The sequence below is a fragment of the Calothrix sp. NIES-2098 genome (assembly GCF_963875125.1).
Lineage (GTDB): Bacteria > Cyanobacteriota > Cyanobacteriia > Cyanobacteriales > Nostocaceae > Aulosira.
Window position 1 is genome coordinate 7428133 of sequence record NZ_CAWNKJ010000001.1, and the last position, 13975, is coordinate 7442107.

The 13975-nt window shown below is 40.1% G+C and carries 9 protein-coding genes; 5 read left to right on the top strand and 4 right to left on the bottom strand.

The window, feature by feature from the left end:
* Positions 1-56 precede the first annotated feature (56 nt).
* Both AACU33_RS31235 and AACU33_RS31240 read right to left on the bottom strand, forming a co-directional pair.
* Positions 57-1094 (bottom strand): hypothetical protein, encoded by a 1038-nt coding sequence (locus AACU33_RS31235; protein WP_096594169.1) that lies wholly within the window; start codon positions 1092-1094, stop codon positions 57-59.
* A 74-nt stretch (positions 1095-1168) separates the two neighbouring features.
* A complete protein-coding gene (locus AACU33_RS31240) occupies positions 1169-4702 on the bottom strand; it encodes a response regulator (protein ID WP_096594170.1) in 3534 nt (1177 codons plus the stop codon).
* Between the two features lie 1200 nt (positions 4703-5902).
* Here AACU33_RS31240 and AACU33_RS31245 point away from each other — a divergent pair.
* Entirely contained in the window at positions 5903-6517 is a 615-nt protein-coding gene (locus tag AACU33_RS31245; protein WP_096595449.1) for a GNAT family N-acetyltransferase, read from the top strand.
* Positions 6518-7562: 1045 nt separating this feature from the next.
* Positions 7563-8117: a hypothetical protein gene (locus tag AACU33_RS31250; RefSeq protein WP_096594171.1), complete on the top strand. Its 555-nt coding sequence runs from the start codon at positions 7563-7565 to the stop codon at positions 8115-8117.
* A 12-nt stretch (positions 8118-8129) separates the two neighbouring features.
* Here the strand turns inward: AACU33_RS31250 and AACU33_RS31255 are convergent, their stop codons facing one another.
* Both AACU33_RS31255 and AACU33_RS31260 read right to left on the bottom strand, forming a co-directional pair.
* The gene (locus AACU33_RS31255) at positions 8130-9278 is read right to left on the bottom strand and encodes a histidinol-phosphate transaminase (protein ID WP_096594172.1); all 1149 of its coding nucleotides are present in this window, start codon (positions 9276-9278) and stop codon (positions 8130-8132) included.
* 91 nt (positions 9279-9369) lie between these two features.
* Positions 9370-10026 carry a YqiA/YcfP family alpha/beta fold hydrolase gene (locus tag AACU33_RS31260; RefSeq protein WP_096594173.1) on the bottom strand — a complete coding sequence of 219 codons (657 nt, stop codon included), beginning with the start codon at positions 10024-10026 and terminating at the stop codon, positions 9370-9372.
* A 259-nt stretch (positions 10027-10285) separates the two neighbouring features.
* On the opposite strand from AACU33_RS31260, the gene petN reads away from it, so the two are divergent.
* From petN to AACU33_RS31275, 3 genes are all read left to right on the top strand, one after another.
* On the top strand, positions 10286-10375 hold the full coding sequence (petN, locus tag AACU33_RS31265) for a cytochrome b6-f complex subunit PetN (protein ID WP_010998401.1): 90 nt from the start codon (positions 10286-10288) through the stop codon (positions 10373-10375).
* 7 nt (positions 10376-10382) lie between these two features.
* Complete coding sequence (locus tag AACU33_RS31270; protein WP_096594174.1) at positions 10383-10544, top strand: hypothetical protein; 162 nt, start codon at positions 10383-10385, stop codon at positions 10542-10544.
* Between the two features lie 269 nt (positions 10545-10813).
* On the top strand, positions 10814-13963 hold the full coding sequence (locus tag AACU33_RS31275) for a GAF domain-containing sensor histidine kinase (protein WP_096594175.1): 3150 nt from the start codon (positions 10814-10816) through the stop codon (positions 13961-13963).
* Positions 13964-13975: the final 12 nt, after the last annotated feature.

Here is a 13975-nt window from a genome sequence, read left to right on the forward strand (position 1 = left end):
AATTTCCAACTTCAAAAGTATAACACAGTTGTAGTTGAAATTCAAGTAGCTAATTATCAAGGGAGAGGCTGTATTCGGATACGTACTATGAGATTACTAGGCTTTGGATCGTTTGGATCGTTGTCATATGCAGGTTCAAACTCCCAGCTATTGAAAACTTGATTGGCTACAAAGTCTTCGTAGTAGCTTTTTTCTTTCTCGGAAATGTTTTCATCTACAACAGCAAGATGTTCAAGTTTACCTTTTTCCGAAATTGTTAATACTACAGTGAATTCTACAGGCTGACCAGAATCTTTTTCTATGTACTTTACATACTCAAGACCCTTACTAAACGGCTGGTTGCTTGGTTTGATTTTAGCTGAGTGAGTATGTCTATCGCGATCGCCTTGTTGAGGTTGTCCTACTAAACTCGCTATCAGGCTGCCACCTGACGCATCAGAAGGTTGAGAAGGAGATTCTTGATTATTAGTCTGAGCTGCATTCTCGCGTTGCTGTTGCTCTGCCAGTTCGCGTTGGCGCTGTTCGGCTAATTCGCGTTGCTGTTGTGCGGCTAGTTGGCGTTGGCGGTACTCAGTCAGTTGGCGCTGCTGTTGCTCTGCCAATTGGCGTTGGCGCTGTTCGGCTAATTCGCGTTGCTGTTGTACGGCCAATTGGCGTTGGCGGTACTCAGCCAGTTGGCGCTGCTGTTGTGCTGCCAATTGGCGTTGGCGTTGCTCGGCAAAAGCTACAGCATTGTTATCTTGAATAGTAGGGTTTGGTTTTGTTATTGATTGATCTGCTGGAACTACAGGTTTAGATAAATTTTTTGATTCTAATTTTGTGGATAAAGGTTTTGATGATACTGATTTTGGTTTAGAAGCATCGGGTTTTCTTGATTTCGTTGGAGAAGAAATTTCTACAACCTCAATCGGAATACTACTTTTGCTTTGCTGCCGCCATAATAAACTTGACTGATATGAGCGTAACAGCCAAAACACCAATAAGTGCAGTGTAACTGAGCCTATGACTACAGCAATCCAAAAACTAGGTGGATCTGTATGTCGTCTCCAGTCTTTGACTGGAATTGAAGTTTTATCTGCAACCGACTGTGTCATATTAAATTTCTAACTGGATCTAATTTTGCGCTATTACTCTCTACTAAACTAACGCTTTAAAATCCAGTCTACTCTCAGCGATTAACGATAATCTCTTGTGTAACAGCAAAGGTCAAAACTGTTTCATCTACTCCTTTAAGCTCTAAGGGACTGACTTTAGTAATTTCTTCATCCTGTAAATAATCTGCTACAGCAGCAGAAACTAGAATAGTACCGGGAACAGCCGCAGCTTGTAACCTAGCAGCAATATTGACACTGGGGCCAATAGCAGTGTAATCAGCACGTTCGGCACTGCCAAACATCCCCACAACTGCCGTACCTTGGTGGATTCCACAACGGAACTTCACACCACTATGTTCGTGAGAGTCAAATATACCTTGGTTTCGCCAACGCTGATTTAACTGATCTAGCGAGCGATGCATAGCCCTTGCCGTATTAATGGCACGTCGCACCTGCTCATTCGGAGTTAATTCTTCTGGTGCTCCATACAGGGCTAAGATGGCATCTCCCATAAATTTATCTACAGTGCCGCCATTATCAAAAACCGTCTTTGTCATACCTTCTAAATACTCATTCAGTAACTCTGCGACTCGTCGCGATCTGAGAGTATTTGCTAGTTGAGTAAAACCAACTATGTCGCTAAACAAAACTGTAATCAAGCGCGGTTCTGGTCGTAAATCTAGGGTCAAATCTCCTGCTGCGGCTTTTTTGACCAATACTGGCGGTAAAAAGCGTTTTAGTACCGATTCTGTCAAATAAGTATTTAATTCTATGACTCGTCGTTCGTTTTCTTTTAATGCTAAAAGATTTCTAACTTCTGCCAGAAGTTCGCGATCGTTAAATGGTTTGGCTAAATAAGCATCAGCGCCATGTTCCGTACTTTCAATCCGGGTTTCTTCATCAACTTTGGCTGTGAGCAAAATGATTGGTGTTCCTTTCAAATTTTCCTCACTGCGGATCATCCGAATCATTTCTAGCCCTGTCACCAAGGGCATCATTAAATCAGTGATAATCAAACTCGGTAAAACTTTCTGAGCTATCTGCAATCCTTCTGCACCATTACGCGCCGTATGCACTTGATAGCCATTTTTGCGAACGATCTCAGATACATAGGTTCGCAAGTCTGGATTATCATCTACGACTAAAATTGAATGGCCAGCCTTCAAGAGGCTGCCATTATTGTTAGCTTGAGATTCCTGAGTCTCGAAATTAGCTGATATGACTTGTGGAAAACTATCTATGTTTTCTAGGGTTGGCTCTACTAATTCTAAATCAGCCAATTCCACACTGGCGCGGCTCGTGTTCAGTTCACAAGGGGTTTCCTGTACTTGATGTATGGGTAGGTGAGTATTGCCAGCCAGCAGCCATAGTGTAAAGCTAGTACCTTCACCGTAAACTGATTCTACAGTTATTTTACCGCCGTGCAGTTCTACCAATTCTTTGACTAAAGCCAAACCCAAACCGCTACCTTCATAGGAACGGTTTTCTGAGCCTTCAGCTTGGCGGAATCGCTCAAATAAGTAAGGAATTTGTTCTTGAACAATGCCAATCCCTGTATCTTGCACTTGTAATATACAACTATCCCCTTGAGACATTAGTCTGACACCGATCTTGCCACCTTCAGGAGTAAATTTCATGGCATTCGACAGCAGGTTGTAAATTACCTTGTCGAATTTTTCCATATCCAAGTACACTTGGGGGCATTTATCTAAATCTGTGAGCAGATGCAGTCCCTTTTTCTCGCAGTAGGGGCGAAAAGATTCTACAATTTGACCGACAAATTCATCTAAATCACAGGGACGGAAACTAGGCTGCATCCTCCCAGCATCCAAGCGTTGTAAATCTAGTAGTTGATTTACCAGTCTGAGTAATCTGCGGGAGTTACGCAAGGCGATCGCACTTTGCGCGTAAGACAAACCCTCACCACTACTGACGGCTGACTCTAAAGGCCCTTGAATTAAGGTAATCGGAGTGCGGAACTCATGGGAAATATTTTGAAAAAATTCGGTTTTTTGTTTATCTAATTGCAACAAGCGCTCGGCTTGATCGCGAGTTGTTTGATAAAGACGTGATTGTTGCACAGCGATCGCGGCTTGAGCTGCTACTGCTTTAGCTAGTTCAATTTCCGAACTTAACCATCGACGCGATTTGCTACCTTCACGTAGCGTAATACTACCGATACATTTACCATCAGCCAATAAAGGAACAACCATTAGCGATCGCGCTGGCATTTTCAAAGGTAGATCGAATCCTCGAATTTCCAGAGGACAATCGGTCATATCAGCAATTACAACTGGCTCTTGTGTCCGCAAAATTTCTTGCAGAATTGGATTGTCTTTAATTGGGGCCTGAGAGTGGGGTAATTCTGGTGACAAGTAGTGATGATTGTTAGTTAATACCTTTTCTTGTTCTGATTTAATAGTGTTTTCTAAATTTTGAGAACTATCATACAGTCCCACACACTCAACAAACTCATCTTCTTCTGTCCATAAAGACAGAACACAACCATTAACTTGTAAAGCTTGTCCCAGTTGTTCGGTAATAGCCGCGAAGATATCTTGAGGATCGAGGCTAGAGCGAATTGCTGTAGTAATTGTATTAATCAGAGCTTCCCGCTTGGCAAGAGCGCGCACCTGCTCGTAAGTATAGGCTTGAGATAAAGCAAGTGCTGCCTGATCTGCTACCATCAGTACCAACTGCACTTCGTCTTCTCGCCAAATGCGAGATTGAGAGCATTGGTGTAGCGCCAGCACAGCCATCAGTTCTTGTTGGCAAATCAGCGGTACAACCAAACTGGAGTTGATATTAGCAGCAATAAAAGCTGCACTACGTTGTTGCAGTTGTGGAGTATCGCCTTGGAGACGTTCATCATCTGCAACGTTATGAATTACTTGTACTTCGCGGGTTTCCCACACTGTCTCAGCCAATAAAGCTTGAGAAATCAAGGAACCGACTGATGAAGCTGAAAAATTATCTGCCTGCTCTGGTGCTACTTCTTGAGGAGCCTTCTGGTAAATAAATCCTTCATCGACCAATTGCCCATCTTGAAAGGGACGTAAAAGACAGACATCTACTTCCAACATATGACCCACTGTATCGACAATTGCTTGTAAAATTTGTCGATAGTCTAAAGCACTACGAATTGTATTAGTAACTGTATTCAGCAGTGATTCCTGACGCAGTGTGCGTGTCAATTCACGGGTACGAGCTTTGAGAACATTATGAGTATCAAGGGCCTGACGTACTACTGCTTTAAGTTCTTCAGCTTCCCAAGGCTTGGTGACATATTTGAAGACTTTACCAGCGTTAATGGCTTCCACTAAATCTTCAACATCGGTGTAACCAGTTAAGATAATCCGGATAATATCTGGATATTGAGTCGCTGTCAGGCTCAAAAATTCTGTACCACTCATAATCGGCATCCGCTGATCTGAGATGATCACTGAGACTTCCCCCTCTTGGGAGAGCAGATCCAGTGCCGCAGGACCAGAAGTTGCCCTTAGCACCTTGTAATCACGGTAAAAGGTGCGGTAAAGCAAGTCAAGGTTATCTGGCTCATCATCGACAACCAAAATTTTAGGCTTACTGTTTGCTTGTTGGGATTTCATGCACCGCTTTCCTGCTGCAACGGCAGTTGGATAAAGAATAATCTGATCAGACTGGGATATTTCTGATTCAGGTAAGAGCAGAGCATTTTGACGAATAAGGCTGTATGGCTATATGAGTGCTGAGTGTAAAAGCATTTACTCACAGGAATTCGCCTCAATGGCTTGTAATAATTGCCATTCGCTCTAAAGTAGGGCAGTTGCTTTCATATTCAGTTTTAGTCTTACAAAGTTGATACTTGCCAAATCTTCCCTCACCTCCGGCGAGAACTCTCAAAACACAATACACATACAGCACTCAAAGCTGGCTGAAAAATCCATCTGTAGCTGCATATTAAGTTTTCCCCTTGCAGAGGTTACACTAACATTTGCCAGGAAATTTTATTTATGATACACCTGCTAAAGTCAGCAATATTACAAGAATAAGATGTAACATCCAAGTATACAATTAGACAAACACTGAGTTTTAAGTTAGCAACCAGAACTATCAGTAAGACGAGAAAACTCCGGAAACGAAGGTGAGAGACAACTCTTAGTATGCTTAGTATGGCGTCACTGCGTTAGCGTAGTGGTAGATGAAAACGAGCGTCACTCAAAAAAACGCAATTAGGAGAAAAACCTAAGCGCTAGAAGCCAACGAACAGAACTTTAGAAACAAAAGAATGAGAGTTCTAACTTGCCGCTTGATGAAAAAGCTACACTTGTGAGGCAGCTAGGTTCAAGCCTAGTAAGTAAAAAATTTAAAATGACCAATCACATAATCAATAGAATTGTCACAAATTATACAAGCTTGACTTTTGATCGAGATAGCTATCTCTCAGGTTTAAAGCTTGTACTTTAGCTGATATATCATTGTATTTAGGCAATAATAATTTTTTTCTATGGTTCTGAACCACCAATATTTACTAATCTATCAATAGATTACCCAAAGGGGTGCAGAGTATGTTATCACCTGGAAAAAATGACCTAAGTCATCCATATCCTCTATACCAAGGTGTATAACAATATTATTAAAGTTGCGAAATGCATTGTCTGTTGGAGACAAAAAGGCTTCGTACTTTGTTTGCTCAAAGACCATAAGAAAATTGGCATGATTGCTAGAAATTCAAAGCTCTCGTCCGCTAAGAATTTTCGTCAAATTTATATGGTATTTGAGGATTTTTGAGAAAATTTTTGTTAAATGTAATTAATACTAAACTAGCCTTGACACCCTGGTTTTTTCACCCATACCACCAAGAGCCGATCGCAGTTGCCGCCGATCTGACTGAGCGCCAATTCCAAATCCGTGCTGCAACACCTGCCGATCTCAATGAGGTTGCGCAAATCATTACTGAAAGCTTTCACTCCCAAAAGGGGATCTGGGGATGGGCTTTTCCAATACTGCGTTTAGGTATCCATGAAGACTTGAGGCACCGTCTGGCATTACCTGCACCTCATCACATTTGTTTAGTTGCTGCTGATACTACTAAAGGTGCTGAGAATTTAGTAGGAACTGTAGAACTAGGTGTACGTTTTAGTAATTCATGGACACAAGTCGGTAGAAGTTTTCCCTACTTGTCTAATTTAGCCGTTCGCCCACAATACCGTAGGCATGGCGTGGCATCAGGGTTACTGCAAAACTGCGAGAAAGTTTGCAAAGAATGGGGATTTCAGGACTTATATCTGCATGTTTTGGAAAATAACTACCAGGCACGGCAGCTGTATTTCAAGTTGGGATATCGAGTACATAAAGTCGAATCTCATTGGAATATATTTTTCCCTAAACACTCAAGTCAGATATTACTGCATAAACATTTAAGGAATAATTCAACCACTTGAAAGTGATTTTAGAGATCTTCCTAACTGAAGATATTACATTATTGAATTGATGACCTAATGATTACAGCACAGCGTCAATAAAGCACGCAGTTTTATTCATCTTTTACTTTAAATTAGGAGGTGGCAACGTTTACCATCGGTTGCTTCTACGCCAGAGTAAGTGTCTAAATACTAAGGACTTTTTTACCTTAATTTCTACTACATATCGATTGACAAACGATATCATCTATCATTAATAATATAGGCTCTTCCGTAGGTGTTATGCTGAATTTTCAACTAAAATTAGATATTTGGCTTTAAAAGCAAGGCTTTCAGGCATTTATAACCTTGATTTTTTCTCAAAGCTTCAAAAGTCAAGATTAAAAGCTATCTTTCTTGTCCAACAAGGAATCCAGGCTATTTTATAGGAATTTTTAGCATAACAAGTAATGAAGAACCATAATATATAAAAATTCGATGTCAGTTTTACAAAAACTGCGTCTACTTGAAGTTTCTGACTCGATTGAAAATGCCCACCCAGTATATTTAGGTTTTCTAGGAAATTGCTTACAATTCAAAAACTCAAATACCAATCTTTATTATATGATTCACATTTGATTAACTGTGGTATTGGTTATTTATTATAGATAATTTATATAAGGAAAAATGTATTTCTCCTTAATATAAACTTAATTTATAAGTTATGTTAAGCTTGTTTGATATAATCTGAAAAGAAATATTTTTAAAGATATATAAATCAATATGAATATATAAAGCATAAATTCACATCTAGGGATTTATTAATCCCTCATCATAACTTTGTATTGAAGATATTGATCTTTATTAAAACTTTAAAAAAAAATCACTCGAATAGAAGACAAACCCAGTTAAATTTCATAAAATATGAGTAATCAATTGTTCAGGCAGACCTAATTTATTCATATCTTAGTCAAGTCGACTATAAAGTTCTTAATAATAAGAAAAATCAAAAGTCTAATTTGATTTAACAGCAAGTTACAGCTTTTAGTGCATACTACTACTCAATTATTCGCAAATCTGAGAAAACATGGATAGCGAACAACGCCGACGCTATCAGATTGCTATGGTATCAACTTATTATCCAGAAACCAGTTTCTTTGACAATCGTGTCATGCCGGATGGAACTGAGCAATCGCAAGGCTCGGATATCCTTACACTGCTACATACTGGAAAGGTATTCATCGTCAATAGTCGCAAACGGAATGGTTTAATTCTCTTTAAACGCTACCATGCGGAGTTTGCCGGGCCTGGGGCTGTTGTGGGCGGGGAATATGATTGTGATTGCCAAAGAGCATTACCTATAGGTAATCTTTCTTTATTAACTCCTGAATCTTATGAGGAGCGTCAAAAAGCTTATTTAATTAGGCGACAATGGATTCGTTTGATCAAACAAATTACAGAAAACCCAGTGCCTCAGCAACGAGTCCAGAAGATTCTCGATCAATTTGAACAATACTTTCCCCTAGAAACGGTAGCTAATCTACCAGATGTTGCCTTTGCCTTGTTAGTAGGTGTTTTGCCACAAACGGTGAGAACGGTACGCCGTTTGGGCAGTGGAGTGGAAGGTAGATTTAATTACTAAGTGAGTTGATACTTAAAATGAAAGATTTGCCACAGCAGCCTGTAGCCGATTTAGGGTACGGGCGTTTTCTTCTTTTGTTCCTATAGTAATTCGTAATCCACCTTTCAGAAGTCGTACAAGTGTACCAGAATGTCTGAGTTGTTGATGAAGATTGTTTAAAGCTGTGTCTTGAGGGATGTGGTTATTTGGCGTGACACGCAGGTAAATAAAGTTAGCTGCGCTGGCTGTAACTTGTAAAGCTGGGTATTGTGACAAAGCACTGATGAGTTTGTCACGTTCATTAAATGTGGGAGAAATTGATGCAAGTAAGAGCTTGCGGTTTTGTAAAGCAACTAATGCTGCGGCGATAGAGAAACTAGGGAGATTATAGGGTAAGCGGACTTTTTCTAAGATGGCGATCGCTTCTGGATGCGCAACGCAATAGCCAACCCGCATCGCTGCTAACCGGAAAGCTTTAGAAAAAGTGCGTAATATTATCCAGTTTGACCGCTGTAGTAATTCTCCAACTAAAGTATTCTGGCTAAATTCAAAGTAAGCTTCATCAATTACTACCAAAATTTCTTCGCTCAGATTTTTTAACCAAGCTAATTCTGCCGCAGTTAAGCAATTAGCTGTGGGAGAATTGGGATGCACTACAAAAACAACCCGAATTGGGGGATTTTGTGTTTGTTCGATCGCAGATTGTGCAGCTTGTAAATCAATTTCAAAATTTGCTTCACTTCTACCCACTTCTACTACGGGAATACCCAAAGTTTTTGCCAAAATCCCATACATAGAGAAAGTGGGATTAGCAACTAAAATTGAGCCTTCTCTTCCTAGACAGGTGGCGATTAATAAAGAACGAATCAGTTCATCTGAACCATTGCCCACAGAAATATTAGCAGCAGTAACGCTCGATGATGAGAGAGACGCTGACTCATTAACATACTCAGCGATCGCTTCTTTGAGTGCTTCGTGCCCTCCATCTGGGTAACGATTTGTTTCAATTACTTGCTGATATGTCCAAGCTAACTTTTCTTTTAGCTCTGCTGGCAAATCATAGGGGCTTTCATTCGTATCTAGCCGATCGAATTGCGTCAGCACAGAGTCGGTGGTATCACTACTAGGATGAGGTTTGTAAGCTGTGAATTGAGCTAAATCTGACCGGATGAATGGAAGCATAATTTTTTGTCATTTGTCATTGGTCATTTGTCATTAGTCATTGGTAATAAATATAAAGACGAATGACTAAGGACACTTGGGACTAAGAAGTTCATATTTTACTGCTTCCGGGTAACTGGCAGAAGAGGTGAATTGCTTGCCATATTTCTTCCATGACATTTCCCAAGCTGTGATCGCTTTCGAGTTCTACTAAATTCACCCAAGGACGCGATCGCGCAAACTCACGACTAGCTGTAATAGGAATAACTTCATCTTTCGTTCCATGCAAAATTAGAGTTGGAATAGAGCGTTGCAATAAATTTTCTTGAAATTGAGTAGCATCTGTAACGAAATCGTAACTTAAAGGAAGTTCTCGCCCTTCCCCATAGTGGTAAACCTGGAGATATTTTTCTTGTTGCCAACGCTGTACTTGTTCATTTCCTAACTTAGGGAACCAGTGGGATAAAAACCCAAAAGCTGGTGCTAGCAAGACTAGACGTTGTACTTGTGGATATTTTTGCCCTATGTGAGCTGCGGTTAACCCGCCTAAACTTGAGCCAATTAGGGTGACTGGTACTGAATCAAGGGGAAATTCTGCCACAACTTGAGTTATCTGACGAGCGATCGTTAGGTGAGAAAAATCGCCAGCATTTAGATCGGGAATTTTCAGCTTTGTGTGATTTTGGGCAAAGCGATCGCTGATATCTCGCGCTTTGGCTGAATTAGGGCTAGAAGCAAAGCCGTGTAAGTAGATATAGTAATTCAAAATTCAACTGAGTCAGTATTTTAAGGGTCTTTAATGCAAAAAATATCCCAAAACTGGCACCAAGATCCTTTCTATTTCTTCTTTGTGCCTGTTATAGAGACTTTGACGCTAGGAGCTACGTCCCTAGGCTTGTTGGGATCGTGTATTGCTAAGAAATCCCTAACTCTACTGCTGTCCAATGCCTACTAACTACTGAATCAACTCCCCTTTCCCAGTATGATGAATATTAGAAACGTTTTGTAATTATTTTAAAAGTGGAACTATGGCGATTTTGACACTGGGTTGGGTATCACTCTTGGTCGTATTCACTTGGTCAATTGCAATGGTAGTTTGGGGCCGTAACGGACTATAGAGGAATTGTGGAAAACCCATTCCTGAGTATTTTGGCATTGCTTGCCTTACTGCTGCTAGTCGCAGTTACTGGAGGCGTTGGTTATTTAACCTTGGCAGATTGGCGCGATCGCCGTCGTCAAGAAAATGAAAAACGCGAAACCCGGCGCACTACTCCGAAGCGGCGATGATTCTTTGGTGAAGTAATACACCTACTTAATCTAAGGTTAACAATTTTTAGGGACACGATGCGATCGTTGTCCCTATCTTGTTTTTTTATACAGATCGCATCAATTACTTAATAAAGATTTGTTATTTATATCACCAATAAATATTAAGTATAATTTTCCAAAGTTAAATTTATTACTTAAGACATATATATTTAGATACCTGTTACCTTTAGATTGGTTCAGGGAATTCTGAAGATAGAAGACTTTCAATATTTAAAGTCCTATTTGGCATGGAAAACTCCTCTACGCTACCAACTACACCACTGAATTCAGCGCCACAAGAACATTTGACAGAACAGTTAATACCTCTCTACCAAGGTGAGAAACATAAAGCTTTATCTAGAGTAATTGCTAGAATTCGCGAGTCACTCGATATAGACATTATTTTCAAAGTTACAGTCACTGAGGTACGTCATCTGCTGAACACCGATCGCGTTGGAGTGTTTCGTTTCTATCCTCAATTAGATTGGGAAGGAGAATTTATTTACGAGGACGTAGACGAACAATGGAGTTCAGCACTAACAGCTAAATTGCGTGACCACTGCTTTGCTGAGGATTTTGCAGGACTTTATCAGCAAGGACGAATTAAAGTCATGGATGATATTTATCAAGCCATGATTAGTAATTGCCATATCCAGATTCTAGAAAGATTTCAAGTACGTGCCAACATTGTTGCTCCCCTCATGAAAGGTAAAGATTTATGGGGATTGTTGTGTATTCATCAGTGTAGTCAACCTCGACAATGGGAAGCCTCAGAAGTTGAATTTGTCCAACTTATAGGCGAACATTTGGGAGTAGCCCTACAGCAAGCAGATTATTTAGAAAAAGCGAAATTACAATCAGCACAATTAGCACAAGCAACAGCAAGAGCAAAAGTAGCAGAATGGCAGAAAACTATAGCCATAACTGTTGAGAAAATTCGCCAGTTTCTCGATTTGGAAAGTATTTTCCGCGCTAGTACAGAAGAACTGAGAAAACTGCTAAATGCTGACCGTGTTGCTATCTACCGTTTCAATCCAGATTGGAGTGGTGAATTTGTCTTTGAATCTGTAGTAGCAGGCTGGACTTCTCTCATGGAAGAACAGTTGCGGCGGCCCGAGTTGGGTGAAAATGTTAGCGACTGTAGTGCTAAGGATTTAGCTGAAGTCCCTGTCGTGGATACTTATTTACAAGATACAGATGGTGGTCGCTTTACTAGAGGCGAAGTATACCGAGTTTGTAATGATATTTATAATGCTGGTTTTAGCGACTGTTACATTAAAGTTTTAGAGAGCTATCAGGCAAAAGCTTATGTAATCATTGCTATTTACCACGGTCAAAAACTCTGGGGTTTACTGGCAGTTTACCAAAACAACAGCAGCCGCGATTGGCAACAAGATGAGGTCTATTTGCTCACCCAAGTTAGTACGCAACTAGGTGTAGCTTTACAGCAAGCCGAATTCTTACAACAATTGCAGAATCAAGCAGCAGAACTGGCCAAAGCCGCCGAAAGGCAAAGGGCGCTGGCGAATACTGTGGAAAAAATTCGCCAGTCTTTGGATCTTGACACCATCTTTAAAGCTACTACTCAAGAAGTGCGGGGGCTGTTAAAAGTTGAACGAGTGTCAATTTATCGCTTTAATCCTGACTGGAGTGGGGAATTTGTTGCTGATTCTGTTGCGGATGGCTGGCTAGCAAGGGCTAAGATGCAGTCTGAAATAGAACAGGTTCTTTTGCCAGAAACATCAGCAGACAAACATGCCCGTCATGAAGTGTTTGTACCAATTTCTCAAGGTGAGAAACTTTGGGGATTGTTAGTAGCTTATCAAAACTCCCAAGTACGTTATTGGCAAAATGAGGAAATTAATTTATTGGCACAAGTTGGCGTGCAATTGGGAGTAGCAATACAGCAAGCAGAAACCTTAAAGCAGGTACAGATACAAGCACAGCAACTTGCTCAAGCGGCTGAACGAGAACGGGAGGCTGCTGAACGAGAACGCAAAGCTACTGAAAGAGAAAAGGCATTAGCTGCAACTGTAGAAAAAATTCGCCAATCTCTCGATCTTGATACCATATTTGCCATTAGTACTCAAGAAGTCAGACGATTATTAGAAATAGATCGAGCTACAATTTATCGCTTTCGGGCTGATTGGAAAGTTGAATTTGTGGCTGAGTCATTAGTCCATAATTGGAAACCAAATCCGGAAGTTGTACCTTTAATTATTAAGGATTACTTACAGCAAACTCAAGGAAGAGATTACGCTAACAGCAAAATTTTAGTTATTAAAGATATTTATAACACTGAAGATTATACAACTCAGATTGCTCTGCTCAAACCAATCATAGCTAGAGCATATATGATTGTACCGATTTTTCAAGGTGAAAAAATCTGGGGATTGCTGGCAGCATACCAAAATACGAAACCCCGCGATTGGCAACAAGATGAGATTGATTTGTTAGTGCATATTGGCAATCAATTAGGCGTAGGAATCCAGCAAGCAGAATTACTGGAACAGACTCAACATCAAAAAGAAGAACTTAAAGAAACTCTTCAAGAATTACAGCAAACCCAAAGCCAGTTGATTCAAAGTGAAAAAATGGCTGGATTAGGACAATTAGTGGCTGGAGTAGCACATGAAATTAATAATCCGATTAATTTCATCTATGGCAACATTACCCATGTTACTGAGTACGCTGAAGATTTACTAAAATTGCTACATCTTTATCAAAAAAATTATCCTAATCCCAAAGCAGAAGTTCAAAAGCAAGCATCAGCCTTGGATTTAGATTTTATTGCTAAAGACTTGCCTAAAATTCTCAATTCAATGACTGTTGGGGCAGAACGTATCAGTGAACTAGTACTTTCTTTACGTACTTTTTCACGTCTGGATGAAGCGGAAATGAAGCCAGTTAACATCCATGAAGGTATTGAGAGTACCTTATTAATTTTACAACATCGTCTAAAACCACAGGCAGATATTATTGCTATTGAGGTAGTAAAAGTTTATGGCGAATTACCCAAAGTTCAATGCTATGCTGCTCAAATAAATCAGGTATTGATGAATGTTCTCAGCAATGCAATTGATGCTTTAGAACAGACAATAATAGTAGAAAAAAATTTAGAAAATCCTCAAATTAAGATTTGTACAGAAGTTGTAGATGAAAACTCAATTTTGATTCGTATTACTGATAATGGTTGTGGTATTCCCGAAAATGTGCGATCGCGTATTTTTGACCCTTTCTTCACGACAAAAGAACCTGGTAAGGGAACTGGGTTAGGATTATACATTAGTTATCAGATTGTTGTAGAAAAACACGGCGGTCAAATCGATTGTTTTTCTGAACCTGGTAAAGGTGCTGAGTTTAGAATACAAATACCAATCAAACGTTCGGTTAGTTAAAGAAGCCTGTGC